This window comes from Falsarthrobacter nasiphocae (genome assembly GCF_031456275.1).
GTDB classification, from domain to species: domain Bacteria; phylum Actinomycetota; class Actinomycetes; order Actinomycetales; family Micrococcaceae; genus Falsarthrobacter; species Falsarthrobacter nasiphocae.
Map to the genome: position 1 here is coordinate 525,037 of NZ_JAVDUI010000001.1, position 13,759 is coordinate 538,795.

Annotated in this window: 12 protein-coding genes; 4 read left to right on the plus strand and 8 right to left on the minus strand. The window is 69.7% G+C overall.

From position 1 onward, the window contains the following. The first annotated feature begins 28 nt into the window (after nucleotides 1-28). Nucleotides 29-1,141 (plus strand): zinc metalloprotease, encoded by a 1,113-nt coding sequence (locus tag J2S35_RS02315; RefSeq protein ID WP_309849389.1) that lies wholly within the window; start codon nucleotides 29-31, stop codon nucleotides 1,139-1,141. Nucleotides 1,142-1,257: 116 nt separating this feature from the next. Here the strand turns inward: J2S35_RS02315 and J2S35_RS02320 are convergent, their stop codons facing one another. Beyond that, nucleotides 1,258-1,710 (minus strand): hypothetical protein, encoded by a 453-nt coding sequence (locus tag J2S35_RS02320; protein WP_309849392.1) that lies wholly within the window; start codon nucleotides 1,708-1,710, stop codon nucleotides 1,258-1,260. A gap of 175 nt (nucleotides 1,711-1,885) precedes the next feature. Between J2S35_RS02320 and J2S35_RS02325 the strand changes: the two genes are divergently transcribed. The 3 genes from J2S35_RS02325 (at nucleotide 1,886) to J2S35_RS02335 (ending at nucleotide 3,750) form a co-directional block, all read left to right on the plus strand. Continuing rightward, complete coding sequence (locus J2S35_RS02325; RefSeq protein WP_309849394.1) at nucleotides 1,886-2,200, plus strand: DMT family transporter; 315 nt, start codon at nucleotides 1,886-1,888, stop codon at nucleotides 2,198-2,200. A gap of 102 nt (nucleotides 2,201-2,302) precedes the next feature. Continuing rightward, a complete protein-coding gene (locus tag J2S35_RS02330; protein WP_309849395.1) occupies nucleotides 2,303-2,788 on the plus strand; it encodes a hypothetical protein in 486 nt (161 codons plus the stop codon). A 167-nt stretch (nucleotides 2,789-2,955) separates the two neighbouring features. Continuing rightward, a complete protein-coding gene (locus J2S35_RS02335; RefSeq protein WP_309849397.1) occupies nucleotides 2,956-3,750 on the plus strand; it encodes a DDE-type integrase/transposase/recombinase in 795 nt (264 codons plus the stop codon). Between the two features lie 191 nt (nucleotides 3,751-3,941). Here the strand turns inward: J2S35_RS02335 and J2S35_RS02340 are convergent, their stop codons facing one another. The 7 genes from J2S35_RS02340 to J2S35_RS02370 all read right to left on the minus strand — a co-directional run bounded on the left by J2S35_RS02340 (nucleotide 3,942) and on the right by J2S35_RS02370 (nucleotide 13,713). After that, nucleotides 3,942-4,682 (minus strand): hypothetical protein, encoded by a 741-nt coding sequence (locus tag J2S35_RS02340; protein ID WP_309849399.1) that lies wholly within the window; start codon nucleotides 4,680-4,682, stop codon nucleotides 3,942-3,944. Nucleotide 4,683: 1 nt separating this feature from the next. Then, nucleotides 4,684-5,013, minus strand: a complete 330-nt coding sequence (locus J2S35_RS02345; protein ID WP_309849402.1) for a PadR family transcriptional regulator — start codon at nucleotides 5,011-5,013, stop codon at nucleotides 4,684-4,686. Nucleotides 5,014-5,229: 216 nt separating this feature from the next. Further along, nucleotides 5,230-7,581: an excinuclease ABC subunit UvrA gene (locus J2S35_RS02350; protein WP_309849404.1), complete on the minus strand. Its 2,352-nt coding sequence runs from the start codon at nucleotides 7,579-7,581 to the stop codon at nucleotides 5,230-5,232. An 89-nt stretch (nucleotides 7,582-7,670) separates the two neighbouring features. Next, the gene (locus J2S35_RS02355; RefSeq protein WP_309849406.1) at nucleotides 7,671-9,047 is read right to left on the minus strand and encodes an NAD-dependent succinate-semialdehyde dehydrogenase; all 1,377 of its coding nucleotides are present in this window, start codon (nucleotides 9,045-9,047) and stop codon (nucleotides 7,671-7,673) included. Nucleotides 9,048-9,224: 177 nt separating this feature from the next. Beyond that, nucleotides 9,225-10,076 carry a glycosyltransferase family 2 protein gene (locus J2S35_RS02360; protein ID WP_309849410.1) on the minus strand — a complete coding sequence of 284 codons (852 nt, stop codon included), beginning with the start codon at nucleotides 10,074-10,076 and terminating at the stop codon, nucleotides 9,225-9,227. After that, a complete protein-coding gene (locus J2S35_RS02365; protein WP_309849411.1) occupies nucleotides 10,073-11,311 on the minus strand; it encodes a hypothetical protein in 1,239 nt (412 codons plus the stop codon). The genes J2S35_RS02360 and J2S35_RS02365 overlap by 4 nt, the downstream gene beginning before the upstream one ends. Continuing rightward, on the minus strand, nucleotides 11,308-13,713 hold the full coding sequence (locus J2S35_RS02370; protein ID WP_309849413.1) for a glycosyltransferase: 2,406 nt from the start codon (nucleotides 13,711-13,713) through the stop codon (nucleotides 11,308-11,310). Before J2S35_RS02370 ends, J2S35_RS02365 begins: the two co-directional genes overlap by 4 nt. Between the last annotated feature and the right edge of the window lie 46 nt (nucleotides 13,714-13,759).

The window sequence follows — 13,759 nt, forward strand, 5'->3', positions numbered from 1 at the left end:
CCTCCACGACGATCACCAGGTGGTGCCCATGTTCTCTCGACTCGCCCGCACAGTCGGCGCAGCCGTCCTCGCCCTCGCCCTCGCGACCTCACCCCTGCCCGCACTCGCCTCGACAACCGATACCGACGGAGACGGGCTCCTCGACGTCTGGGAGACGCAGGGCTACGACGCGGACGGAGACGGCGTCATTGACGTCGACTTCCCCGCCATGGGAGCGGACCCGCACCGCAAGGACATCTTCGTCGAGATGGACTGGATGCCCGGACTCCTCGCGAGCGACGACGAACTGCGCACCATCGTCTCCACCTTCGCCAACTACCCCGTCCAGAATCCCGACGGCACCACGGGGATCACGCTTCACCTCGATGCCGGGTCAGCCCGCGCCAGCGAGTTCAACCTCGGCGGCGGCAACGAGATCGAGTACAACCCCTTGCCTCGGGGGATCCGGGACGTGGTCGACCTGCGCCGCGCCAACTCCGACCCGGCCCGCTCGAAGGTCTTCCACTACATGATCTGGGGCGACAAGTACGGAACGAACAGCTCCTCCGGCGTCGCCTGGGTCAACGGCCGTGAATTTGTTGTCACGGTGGGCCCCACGCATTGGAAGCAGACGTCAAGCGCGGTCCGGATCGGCACGTTCATCCACGAATTCGGACACAACCTCGGCCTCATCCATGGTGGTACTGACGCGGTCAACTTCAAGCCGAACTACCTCAGCATCATGAACTATCGCTACCAGCTCACGGGCGTGCCTCGAGCTGACGGATCGCGCCACTTCGGCTACTCCATCCGCCCCCAGCCCACGCTGGATGAGAACGCCCTCCTGGAGACGCGCGGCCTTGGGCCCAGCGGACGGGGCTGGATGATGACCCTCCCGATCAACGGACGCCTCACGACAGTCCGCGCCGACCGACCCATCGACTTCAATGGCGACGGCGTCATCTCCCCCACGCCCGTCTCCGTGAGCATCAACGGCGACGCCAAGCTGGAGCAGCTGCGCGGCGGCAACGATCTTTGGTCTATCCGGTTCCAGGTCGCCGCCGGCGCGGCCGGCTTGGAACGAGCCCCGCGCGAGGTCGCCGAGAACGAGCTCACCGCGGAGACCGCGGCTCGCCTGGGCCTCCTCCCCTCGCACGGATAGGGCTTCTCTCTCGAGAAAAAGGACGACGACGGCGGCTGCGCCGTCGTCGTCCATTTTCTTGCCCCGCTCACCCGGTCAGGCGAGGAAGGCAGACTGTGGTGTGGTGACAGTCCGCGTCAGCGGGCCTGCATGGAGACGGTGCCGTCCGGGCCGGCGACGATGTCCGCCTCGAGGGTCTCGTCGGTGACCACCACGTCGGACCGGCCGCTCGAATCGGTGACGGGCGAGCGGTCCGCCTCGCCGTAGACGGCGCCGAGGCCGCGGGATCCCTCGGTGGTCTCGCCCTCGGGGACGGACTCGGCGTTCTCACCCGTGCGGGAGGTGACGGGCGTGCCCGGGGAGGTGTAGTCGTCGAAGTGGGTCACGCCGGTGCGATCCCAGCGGACGCGAACGTTGGCCCCGCCGTCTTCGAGCTCGTCCACCTCGGTGATGAGCTCAGCCTCCGTGGCGCCCATTTCCAGGAGCTGGCGGCGGTATGCGGCCAGCAGCTCCTCGCCGCGCGTCGCGTCCCATTCGCCGGCCTCGATGTGCGCCGACACCTCGACGGGCTGTCCCTGAAGGTTGTCCATTGGTCTGCCTTTCGTTCGGTCCGGCGCATCGGTGCGCTGGATGTGTCTATGAAACTGAGCCTATGCCATTCGGGAACCTGCATGAACGGGGTGAGACGTGGCACGGGCGTCAGTTGAGCGGTGTGAAAACATGGAGAGTTCTCACTGGTCCCCACCCGAGCGAGGAGCGCTGCACATGGCCTGGGTCATTCTCATCATTTCCGGCATTCTCGAGGCTGTCTGGGCCACGGCGCTGGGCAGAGCCGAAGGCTTCACGCGCCTTGGGCCGAGCATCGTCTTCGGCCTGGGCCTGGTCCTGAGCATGGCCGGCCTGGCCTGGGCCATGCGGGACCTGCCCGTGGGCACGGCCTACGCGGTGTGGGTGGGCATCGGGGCGGTCGGCACCGTGGCGTTCGCCATGCTGACCGGCGAGGAGACCGTCTCCGCCGCGAAGCTCGTGTTCCTCGCGATGATCGTGGGCGGGGTCGTGGGGCTCAAGGCCAGCCACTAGCGCAGGCTCCGCGCCCTGGCGTTTTGCCCCCTCTCGCTGGGGGTCAGGCTGGTTGTGAGTCACTCCGGCTCGCAACCAGCCCACAGACAAGGACCCCTCACCATGCGTGCGCGCTACACCGCCGAGGAAAAACGAGCAGCCATCCTGGCCTACCACCAAGTTCCTTACGGAAGGAAAGGGGCTTGGCTCCGCGAGCAGCCCTTCTCTCGCCATCAGCTAACCTCGTGGCGTTCCGCGTACTTCGAAGGCGATCTTGACCGCGGCCTGATCCCCCGAGACACTGCCTCTATGCCTTCAAATCCCGCACGTCTTCCCCACCTGGAGAAGCTCCTTGCCGCCCGAGAGCAAGAAATCCAAGACCTGAAAGACCAACACGCCGCGCAGATCGCGCAGCTGCGAGAAGAAGCACAAGCCCACCGCACCGTGAGTGAAGCGCTGGGAAAAGCTATCGGGATGATGCACACGATGAGCGAGCATTCATCCGATCCCACCCCGAGGACCAACGCTCCCTCGACTTTCTACAGCGCGAACACGACCTCGTCGACACCATCTGTGCCCAGCCCGGATACTCCCTGCGAGGAACCCTGAGCCTTTTAGGCATTGCCCGCTCCACCTGGCACTACCGGCAGAAGCCGCGCGCGAAAGTCCCCTCCCCAACACCCCAAGCAGACCGGGTGCAGCCCGCCGCGCTCAGCCCCCAGGAACGAGAGGAAATCGCTGGGGCCATCACACAGGGCTGGGCTGAAGGGAGCAGCGTGAGCGACACGTTCGCCAAGCACTGGTCCCAGGGGCGCATGCTCGGCTCGTTGAGCACGTGGTCGAGGATCGCGCGCACCCTGCCCCGCGGCAACCGCCCCGTCGTGCGGTCCAAGCGGGCCCGCCGGGCCCCGGTGAAAGCGCCAGTGGTGTTCGCCTCGGCGGCGAATCAGGCCTGGTGCTGGGACATCACACTGCTGCCAGGCCCGTACGTCGGACAGCACTTCCACGCCTACAGCGTCATGGACCTGTACTCGCGCAAGATCGTCGGGTTCGCGGTTCACGACAGCGAGCAGGACGTTCTGGCCCGGGACGTGTTCCTGGAGGCCATCACCACAGCCGGCGGAGTCATTCCGGATGTGGTCCATTCGGATTCAGGCTCGGCGATGCGCTCGAATCTTCTGACAGGGTTCCTCACGGGCCTGGGAGTCCGGATGAGTTTCAATCGCCCGCGAGTGAGCAACGACAACGCGTTCAAGGAATCCGAGTTCCGCACGATGAAATACCGTCCCGGCGCTCCGGCTGTGTTCACGGACTTGGAGCATGCCCGAGAGTTCGTTACCGCGCATGTGAATTGGTACAACAGGGAGCATTACCACCGTGGCATCGGGTACTTCACTCCGGACGAGGTGTATTCCGGGGCATGGAAGCGCTCCCATCAGGCGCGAGAGAAGACGCTGCGCTCGTACGCGAAGACGCACCCCTCCCGCTTCCGGGGTGGGGTCCCGGTCGTTGTGAGGCAGCCCGGGTGGGCTGGGATCAATACCCCATGCCCTGAACTGGCCCGACACTGACTCCACACAGGTTGACAACCACCGTCTTTTGGCGTTGGCCACCGACATTGCAGGGGGCAGACGCCAAACGAGGGGGCAAACCGGGTCGGGCAGGGGGCACTTGCCAGTCAAGGGGGCAAACCGGCTCGGGCTGGGGGCAGACGCCAAACGAGGGGGCAAGCGGGGTTGGCTCATGCCACGCGCTCCTCCACCTAACGTGAAGCCGTCAGCCAGGCGGCGACCGAGAGGACCATCACCCAGAAGACGACAAACCAAGGCCAGGCGCCCACCACTTGCGAGACAATCCGCGCAGCCCGCGAGTCCTCATCCAGCATGTGGCCCCCTGTAAGCGGCTCGGTCACAAGATCATCTGGCTGGCGCAGGACTGCAACCACACCGACCCCCAGAAGGACAATCCCCACGCCGAGCCCCATGCCGGCCGGGATGTGGGCGATCTCCTGGCGCGCAAGGACGTTGAAGCCAACGAGCCCGGCCATCACGACGGTCACAAACGTGACGAAAAGAAGCCTGTTCTGAAGGAGGACCCTCAACGCCTTGACGGCGACCGCAAGGAACACGAGGCCCCACGCGACGGACAGCACAGCCCCCAGCCGGATGGCCATGTCGACACCCGACGCGAGACTGCTGACCGCCGCGGGCGTCACCGCGAAGCCCGCGATCATCGCCCCAACGGGCCACAGCGCGCGAGCCCAGGCTCCGAGAGTGTTCGGTTCGCGCTCGTCGTCGCGAAACTCAAGGCTGCGGGCATACGCCTGTGGATCCCCGAAGGCTACATAGGGTGTCTCACCTGTGTCCTCGCAGTGAGAACGGACGACGGCGAGGGCATCGCCGATGGCTTTCCCCGTCACATCATCGAGCCGGAGCTCAAGGACGAACTCCTCCTCCCACGTCCCGTTTTCCGTGGTGCCGCCGATTATGGCTTCACGAGTCATGTCAGTCCTCCAGGAATGTCGCCATGAGATCTGCAAACGATGACCAGTTCGTCCGACGTTCTTCGAAGTCCCTGTGCCCGTCCGGAGAGAGCGTGAAGTACTTGCGGCCGGGGCCGCCTTCCCCCGGCTCCCACCGGGCCTCGACAAGCCCTGCCGCCTCGAGGCGGGACAGCAGCGGATAGAGCGTGCCGCCCTTGATAGCCCCGAACCCGGCTTCTTCCAGGCGCGATGAGAGCATGTATCCGTAGGCCTCCCCATCGCGGAGAACCCGCATGACCGCGAGTGCGAGGGAACCACGAAGCCATTCGGAGGGCCAAGGAGAACCAGTCATGACTAGATCGTATAGCGATCTAGTCAGACTGTCTACATAGCCACGTACCCCGTGTTTTGGCGTTGACCACCGACATTGCAGGGGGCAGACGCCAAACGAGGGGGCAAACCGGGTCGGGCAGGGGGCACTTGCCAAACGACGGGGCAAACCGGCTCGGGCTGGGGGCAGACGCCAAACGACGGGGCAAACGGGGTCGCGGGGGCCGGGCCCCCTCCCCTACGCGCCGACGTACTCCGCGAGGTGCTGGCCCGTCAGGGTGCCGCGGTCCGCGACGAGGTCAGCGGGGGTCCCCGCAAACACGATGCGCCCGCCGTCGTGGCCCGCGCCCGGCCCCACGTCGATGATCCAGTCTGCGTGGGCCATGACGGCCTGGTGATGCTCGATCACGATGACCGACTTCCCCGCGTCCACGAGCCGGTCCAAGAGCCCGAGCAGCTGTTCGACATCAGCGAGGTGCAGGCCCGTCGTCGGCTCATCGAGGACGTACACGCCGCCCTTGTCCGCCATGTGCGTGGCGAGCTTGAGCCGCTGGCGCTCGCCACCGGAGAGCGTGGTCAGGGGCTGGCCCACGGTGAGGTACCCGAGACCCACGTCGTCGAGCCGCTCGAGGATCTTGAGCGCCGCCGGGATGCGGGCGTCCCCCGAGCCGAAGAACTCCTTGGCGCGCGCCACGGACATGTCCAGCACGTCGGCGATGTTCGCCCCGCCGAGCCGGTAGTCGAGGACCTCGGCGGTGAAGCGGCGCCCGCCGCAGTCCTCGCACGGGGTGGACACGGTGTCCATGAACCCGAGCTCGGTGTAGACGACGCCCGCGCCCTTGCACGTGGGGCACGCGCCCTCGGAGTTGGCGCTGAACAGGGCGGGCTTGACGCCGTTGGCCTTCGCGAACGCCTTGCGGATGGGCTCAAGAAGACCCGTGTACGTGGCGGGGTTGGAGCGCCGCGAGCCCTTGATGGGCGCCTGGTCAACCATGATGGCCTCGGCGTCCTTGGGCATGGACCCGTGGATGAGGGAGCTCTTGCCGGAGCCAGCCACGCCCGTCACGGCCACGAGCACCCCGAGCGGCACGTCCACATCGACGTCCTGGAGGTTGTTCGCCGAGGCCCCGCGGATTTCCAGCACGCCCGTGGGCTTGCGGACCTCGTCCTTGAGCGCAGCCCGGTACGCGAGGTGCTCGCCGGTCAGGGTCCCTGAGGTCTTGAGCTCCTCGAACGTCCCCTCGAAGCAGATCTCGCCACCGTCCGCGCCGGCGCGCGGGCCCAGGTCAACCACGTGGTCCGCAATGGCAATGGTCTCCGGTTTGTGCTCGACGACGAGAACCGTGTTGCCTTTGTCCCGCAACTGCACGAGGAGCCCGTTCATGCGCTCGATGTCGTGGGGGTGCAGGCCCGTCGTCGGCTCGTCGAAGACGTAGGTGACGTCCGTGAGGGAGGAGCCGAGGTGCCGGATCATCTTGGTCCGCTGCGCCTCGCCGCCGGAGAGCGTGCCCGAGGGCCGGTCCAGGGAGAGGTAGCCGAGCCCGATCTCGACGAACGCGCCGAGGAGCTCGCCCAGGCCGTCGAGGAGGGGCTTGACGCCGGGGGTCTTGAGGCCGGCGACCCACTCGGCCAGGTCGGTGATCTGCATGGCGCACGCGTCCGCGATGGACACGTCGCCGATCCGGGAGGTTCGGGCGGCCTCGGACAGGCGCGTGCCCTCGCACTCGGGGCACGTGATGAAGGTGACGGCGCGGTCGACGAAGGCGCGGATGTGGGCCTGCATGGAGTCCCGGTCCTTGGACAGCATGGACTTCTGGAGCTTGGGGATGAGGCCCTCGTAGGTGAGGTTGACGCCGTCGATCTTGACCTTCGTCGGCTCCTTGTAGAGGAAGTCGTGGCGCTGCTTCTTCGTGAAGTCCTTGATGGGCTTGTCCGCAGGGAAGAAGCCGGAGCCCGCGATGATGCGCACAGCCCAGCCGTCGCCCGTGTACCCGGGGATCGTGAAGGGGTCCTCGGAGAGGGACTTGGACTCGTCGAAGAGCTCGGCAAGGTCCAGGTCCGTCACGTGGCCCATGCCCTCGCAGCGCGGGCACATCCCGCCCAGGCGCTGGTAGGTCTTCTTCTCCGCGATGGTCTTGTCGCCGCGCTGGACCGTCATAGCACCGGACGCCGTCACGGAGGGCACGTTGAAGGAGTAGGCGTTGGGCCCGCCGATCTGCGGCTCGGCGCACCGGCTGAAGAGCATCCGCAGCATCGCGTTGGCGTCCGTCACGGTGCCCACGGTGGAGCGCGCGTTGGCGCCGAGGCGCTCCTGCCCCACGATGATCGCGGTGGTCAGCCCCTCGAGGCGGTCGACGTCGGGCCGGGCCATGCTCGGCATGAACCCCTGGACGAACGTCGAGTAGGTCTCGTTGATCATCCGCTGGGACTCGGCCGCGATCGTGCCGAAGACGAGCGAGCTCTTGCCCGAGCCCGAGACTCCCGTGAAGACGGTCAGGCGCCGCTTCGGCAGCTCGAGGGAGACGTCTTTGAGGTTGTTCTCCCTCGCGCCTTCAACGCGGATGAGGTCGTGGCTGTCGGCGGCGTGCACGCGGTATTCCCCCTGTGGTGATTCGTGGATCGCCCACAGTCTATGCGCGCACGCCGCCGCAGCCTCCCAACCGGCGAGGCGGGGCCGGGCTAGAGAGCGTCGGAAACCCGCACGAGGCGGTGGTTGACGAACTCGTGCAGGCCGTTCTCCGCGAGCTCACGCCCGTAGCCGGAGCGCTTGACGCCGCCGAACGGCAGGCCCGCCGCGGTGGTGCCGTGTTCGTTGACGTAGACCATGCCGGCCTCGATGCGGCGGGCGGTGGCCTCGGCCTTCTCGAGGTCGTCGCTCCACACGGAGCCGCTCAGGCCGAACGGGGTGTCGTTGGCGAGCTCGATGGCTTCCTCGACGCTGCCCACCTTGTAGACCACGGCGACCGGCCCGAAGAGCTCCTCCTCGAACGCGCGCATCTCCCGGGTGATGCCCGTGATGACGGCGGGCTCGATGAACGCGCCCGGGCCGTCCACCACGGTGCCGCCCGTGTGGAACGTGGCGCCCTTCTCGCGAGCGTCCTCGAGCAGCTCCACGAGGCGGTCCCGCGCGTCAACCGAGGAGAGCGGGCCCATGTCGGTGCCGTCCTCCAGGGGGTTGCCGACCTTCAAGCCGGACACGTAGGACACGAGGCCCTCGACGAACTCGTCGTAGTGCTCCTCGAGCACGATCATGCGCTTCGGCGCGTTGCACGCCTGCCCGGCGTTCTCCATGCGGGCGAACCCGGCCGTCTCCGCGGTCTTGGCGATGTTGCCGCCAAGGACGATGAACGGGTCTGACCCGCCAAGCTCCAGGAGGGACTTGGTCAGGTTGCGTCCCGCGCCCTCGGCCACTGCCGAGCCAGCGCGCTCGCTGCCGGTCAGGGAGACGCCGGCGACGCGGGGGTCAGCGACGAGGTCCGCGATCTGCTGGTTTGTTGCATGGATCGTCTGGTACACACCCTGGGGCAGGCCTGCCTCACGGAGCATCGACTCGATGCGCTCGGCAGACGCCGCGCAGATCTCGGCGGGCTTGAGGAGGATCGTGTTGCCGAGCAGCAGGTTCGGCGCGACGAACCGCGCGACCTGGTAGTACGGGAAGTTCCACGGCATGACGCCGACGAGGGCACCCACCGGCTCCAGCTCGACGACGCTGCTGCGCGCCCCCTGCGGCCCCAGGTCCGTGGGGGCGAGGAGGTCCTCGGCGTTGTCTGCGTAGTAGGCGAAGATCTGGGCGCAGAGCTCGGCCTCCTCAACGCCCTGGTTGAGGGGCTTGCCCATCTCGCGGGCAGCGATCTCCGCGAGCTCCTTGGCCTGGTCCTTGAAGGCCTGCGCCGTCTTCGACAGGACGGCGACGCGGGTCTCCAAGGGCTCATCCCGCCACGAGGCGAAAGCCTTGTGGGCGGTATCCAGCGCGCCCTGAGCCTGCTCGTCCGTCAGGGTGGTCCATGTGTTCTCGACCTCGCCGGTGGCGGGGTTCTCGGTGCGGTAGTCAGACATGACGGCATCCTTTCATGGAATGGCCGGCTCGTCCGCCGGGCGGGGCGGCGTGGCCAGCCGGGTCTCGGCCGGGCGGCGTGTGCCGCCTCCTGCCAGGTCTCAAGCATGTCAAACGGACGTGGGAGCTTCCTGGGCATCGCCGGGGCGGAGGGGGTCGCTCGCGGCGCGGCGCCCCGGTTAGCCGCCAGGCGCGTCGTCGGCCGCTCCTGCTGACCCAGCCAGGTGCCACCCCGCGTCATCCCTCCGCGCGAGGCCCGTCGCCTCGAACGCCTCAAGCCAGCCGACCATGGGCCAGACGCCCCAACGCGCGTGGAAGATGCGGGCGTTGACGAGGATGTCGGCCAGGTGCTCCACGGGCGGGCTGCTGACGGGGTGCCACTGGTGGAAAGCATGCGCCCCGCCCACCCACACGAGGTCCACGCCGGCCGCAAGCGCGAGGAACCCGAAGTCCGTGTCCTCGCCCCCATACCCCTGGTACCCCTCGTAGAACCCGCCGACTCGCTCGTAGACGGCGGGCGTGGCCGCGAAGGAGAGCGACCAGAACAGGGTGTACCCCTGACGGTTCTCCTCGCGCGCCCCGACGGTGACGAGCGTCCCGGCGGGCGGGTTTGGGCGCGCGGCGTGGGGGTGGACGGCGCGTCGCAGAGACTCAAGCGGCAGGCGCGTCTCGTCCTCCGTCAGGTAGGTGACGGGGCCGGCGAGGAGCGCGTCGGGGCGGGCGGATGCAGCGTCGCGGTAGCGCGCGAGGAGGTCGGTGCCAGGGATGCAGTCGGCGTCCAGGAAGACGACGAGGTCCGCCCCCGCCTCCGCTGCGGTCCGCGCCCCGAGGTTGCGGGCGGCGGCAAGCGGCACGCGCCCCGGTGTCCCGTCCGCGTGCGCGTGCGGCGTGATGCGGGGGTCCGCAAGGTCGACGACGACGGGCAGGACCTCGTCCCCCTCAATCCCCGCGGACGCGGCAAGGCCCTCGTGCTGGCGCCGGACGCGATCGGCCCGGTCCTGGCTTGCGATGGTCACGACGGCGATCTTCATGCGTGGCTCCCTGTGCCTGCGGCGCTGTGGGTCTCGTGGGCCCGGTCTGCCTGTGGTCTGTCATGCGACAAGAGTGTGTCCTGGATGACGTGCGCGGCCCGCCTCGCGCCGCCGTCCGCGCGCCACGCGGACCAGGCGCCTCCCCCTGCCCGCTCGGCGCTCGCGAGGAGGGCGGGCCACTCGTCCGCGGCCGGCCAACCGTGGGCCGTGGGGATGCCGAGGGCGCCCAGCATCGCGGCAGTGGCGTCCTGCTCCCCGAACGCCCTCTCCTGCGCGAGGACCACGGCCGGCACGCGAAGCGCGGCGGCGTCCGCCACGCTGCCCAGGCCCGCATTGAGGACGACGACGGCGGCCGCCCGCATGAGCGCCGGGACGCTCGACGACCACTCCGCACCGGGCAGGCCCACGGCGCGCCACCGCCGCCCCGTCGCGGCGGCGGCCTGCTCGACGTCCCGCATCGTGGCGAGGGACCCGCCGCGCGATCCGACGACGAGCACATCGAGGCCGCCCTCCGGGGCATGCGCCTCGATCGACGGCCCGACGCCGGATGAGAGTCGGCCTGGGGAGGGCGCGGTGGCGAGCGTCGCCCCGGGGGACGCGGCTGCGGCGGAGGGAGCGCCGCGGGAGTCCTCTGACTCGACAAGGCTCACGCCGCCCGTGAACACGGTCTTGCCTGCGAACGCCAGGGTGTGCGGGGCGGGGTGGGGGCCGAGGCTCGCGTCCGCAGCGCCCAGCGTGCGAGGGTCTTCCCGCTCGGCCCAGCCCACCGCGGCGGGGTCAGGAAACGGCGCGAGGATGGCCGTAGCTGCCCGGTAGGCCGTCTCATGCGGCGCGTCCGTGCGGGCCCCGGGCTGGGTGACCACGACCGTCCTCAGCCCGAGCAGCCGCGAGAAGATCGCCACCTCCGCCGAGACGTCCGTGACCATCCCGTCCAGCCGGCCCGCCCACTCGGCGATGACCCGCAGCCGGTCCCGGTTGCCCACGTGGCCGAGCGGGGCCCAGTGAAGCGCCCCGCCGGCGGTGGGGTCTGCCGCGGACGGCTCTGGCACTCCGGGCTCGGGCTCCCAGTCCCCCGGCAGCCGCACCCACCGGACAGGCCCAGCGCCCGTGCTGATGGCCTCCGCTGGCTCAGCCAGGCTGGAGAACACGACGACCGGCGCCGCGAGCCACGGCGCCACTGCCCGGAGGCGCTGGACGTGCCCGCGCCCCTGGTGGTGGACGTACCAGCCGATCACGCGAGACCCTCGACGGCCTCGCACGCCCGCTCGTAGACGCCCTCGAGCCTGTCCATCGTGCGCTCGAACGAGAAGCGGCGCACTGCGTCATGTCTCGCAGCCCACCGCGCGGCCAGCGATTGCTCCGGGTCCCTGTAGGCGGGCAGCAGGTCCACGAGGGCCTCGGCCATGCGAGCCGCAGAGATCGCGTCTCGCTCCGGGCACGGCACGTCTGCGGTCTCGTTGATCTCGCTGCCGAGCGGGTCCCGCCCCGCGCTCAGCGCGTCGTCGTCCCCTCCGCCTGCCCGCTCAGGGGTGGGGGCAGGATCCACGAGGGTGACGCCCCTCTGGCGCCCGAAAACCTCGCCGAGTCCTCCGCGCCGCAAGGCCACGACGGGCGTGCCGGAGGCGAGCGACTCCGCCGCCACGAGGCCGAACGGCTCATCCCACAGCGGCGTGATGAGCGAGCACGCGCTCGAGCCCACAAGCTCCGCGAGCTCCATCTGCCGCAGGGCCCCCACGTGCCGGATGACGGCGCCGGACGGGCGGCGGCCCAGGCGCGGCAGGATCTGCTCCCGGGCGTACTCCGAGTCTCCAATGGGCCCGGCGAGCGTCAGCGGGCAGCCGAGCGCCTCGGCCACGGCGATCGCGATGTGCGGGCCTTTCTCGGGGACAATCCGCCCGAACCAGCACAGCTCGTCCCCGCCCGCGCCGAACACCCACGCCTTCGTGTCCACGCCGTTGCGCACGACCTCAGACTCCACGCCCTCGCTGTCCCAGGAGCGCTGCGTGTGCTCCGAGACGGCGACGACGGACGCCCAGCGCCGCGCGTCCTCAGTCAGCGCGGCGAACTCGGCCACCATCTCAGGCAGGGGCGGGGTGTGGACGGTCGTGACCATGGGCACCCCGAGGCGGCCGATCCACCGCAGCGGCTCCGGATGGAGGGTGTGATTGTGCACCACATCGAACCACTCAGGGTGCGCGGCGGCGAACTCCATGGCCCGGCTCATCGCAGCCTGCTCCAGCTCCCGGACCTCCGGCGGGAACCCCGCGTCCGTGACGGGAACGCCCTCGGGCCACGCGTACGGCGGGTAGACGAACTCGGACGGGGCTCCTTCGAGGAAGTCAGACCCCTCGGGCGCCGCGAGGAACACCTCGTGACCCCGGTGGCGCAGCTCCCGGACGAGCGTCCAGACGTGGGACTCGAGGCCGCCCTGGTGGGGCTGCCGCAGGGGGTGCCGGAAGGGCGCCAGGACGAGGACGCGCTTTCGCTCCGCCCGTCCCTCCGCCGCCCTCGGCCACACGGCCCGGCGGTAGAGCTCTCGGTGCTCGCGGCGGACGGCCTTGAGGGTGGACGTGAGCGTCTCCGCGTCGCACGGGGCCAGCTCCCCCGCCTCGCGCGCCTCCGCGAGCGCGGCTGCCGCCTCGCTCGGCTCGGCGAGGTCCGCCACGATGTTCAGCCCGGGCCTTTGATCCCCGAAGTGCCCCGCGCGCGTCAGGAGCACGCGGGTGCCGAGGTCGTTCGCGAGCTCCAGGAGGCCCGAGTGCGTGCCGTGCCCGTAGGGCAGCACAAGCAGGTCGAGCGAGGCGACCCACGCGATGAGCTCCCCGTCCTCCAGGCGCCCGCGCTCCACGGCGGTGACGCGCTCCAGGAGCTCCACGGCGGCGAGCAGCTCGGCCGCAGCGGCCTCGCGCCCCGCGCGGAACCGCCCGTGGTGGAGGATCTCGAGGCGCCAGCCGGCGTCGTCGTCCACAGCCCGAGCCAGGGAGGCGAGGGCGGTGAGGTCAAGGTTGGGGCGGGCGTCCTTGACCAGCGCGCCCGCGCGGAGGGCGCGTCCCTCCTGGCCGACGACGGACGCTGGCGCGGTCCCGGAAGGCCGCTCCGCCGCGGGGCCACCCGTGGGGCCCAGCAGCTGCGCCACGAGGTCCGGCAGCGGGGCCGAGGCCGTGTGGAATTGGGGCGGGTGGGCGACGACCACAGCGCGAACGCCCCACCGCTCGTGGATCTCCCGCGCCGCCCCGGGGGTGAGCGTGAGGACCTGGTCCGCCGCGCGGACGAGTGCCGCGAGCTTGGCCCGGTACGCGCCCTGCTCCTCGAGCGGCAGCTGCGGGTTCTCGAGGTCGTGGACCGTGACAAAGAGGGACTTGCCCACCCGAGCCAGGGCCCGGATGAACGCCGTGATCTCCTCGAGCTCGAACCCCTCGAAGCCAAAGTGGACGTGGGCGACATCGAAACGGTCCGCGTTCCCCTCCACCCAGGCGCCGTTGAGGGCAAGCGAGGGGGCCCACGGCGAGCGCGGCTCGGCCGGGGGCCTGACCGAGTGCCGCACGTGCTCCACATGTCGAGAGCCGAGGACGGCCTCGATGTAGGGGTGGGACTCGGGAATGGTGACGACTCGGGGGCGAGAGTGCTTCGAGGGCACGCAAGGATCCTCTGCTCGGCGGCGTGGCGCCCTTGGCGGGCCACGT

What these genes read in the sequence shown, in the direction of transcription:
- J2S35_RS02325 (WP_309849394.1), top strand. Translation starts at nt 1,886, where the DNA reads ATGGCCTGGGTCATTCTCATCATTTCCGGCATTCTCGAGGCTGTCTGG.
- J2S35_RS02345 (WP_309849402.1), bottom strand. Translation starts at nt 5,013, where the DNA reads ATGACTGGTTCTCCTTGGCCCTCCGAATGGCTTCGTGGTTCCCTCGCA.
- J2S35_RS02330 (WP_309849395.1), top strand. Translation starts at nt 2,303, where the DNA reads ATGCGTGCGCGCTACACCGCCGAGGAAAAACGAGCAGCCATCCTGGCC.
- J2S35_RS02340 (WP_309849399.1), bottom strand. Translation starts at nt 4,682, where the DNA reads ATGACTCGTGAAGCCATAATCGGCGGCACCACGGAAAACGGGACGTGG.
- J2S35_RS02320 (WP_309849392.1), bottom strand. Translation starts at nt 1,710, where the DNA reads ATGGACAACCTTCAGGGACAGCCCGTCGAGGTGTCGGCGCACATCGAG.
- J2S35_RS02355 (WP_309849406.1), bottom strand. Translation starts at nt 9,047, where the DNA reads ATGTCTGACTACCGCACCGAGAACCCCGCCACCGGCGAGGTCGAGAAC.
- J2S35_RS02360 (WP_309849410.1), bottom strand. Translation starts at nt 10,076, where the DNA reads ATGAAGATCGCCGTCGTGACCATCGCAAGCCAGGACCGGGCCGATCGC.
- J2S35_RS02315 (WP_309849389.1), top strand. Translation starts at nt 29, where the DNA reads ATGTTCTCTCGACTCGCCCGCACAGTCGGCGCAGCCGTCCTCGCCCTC.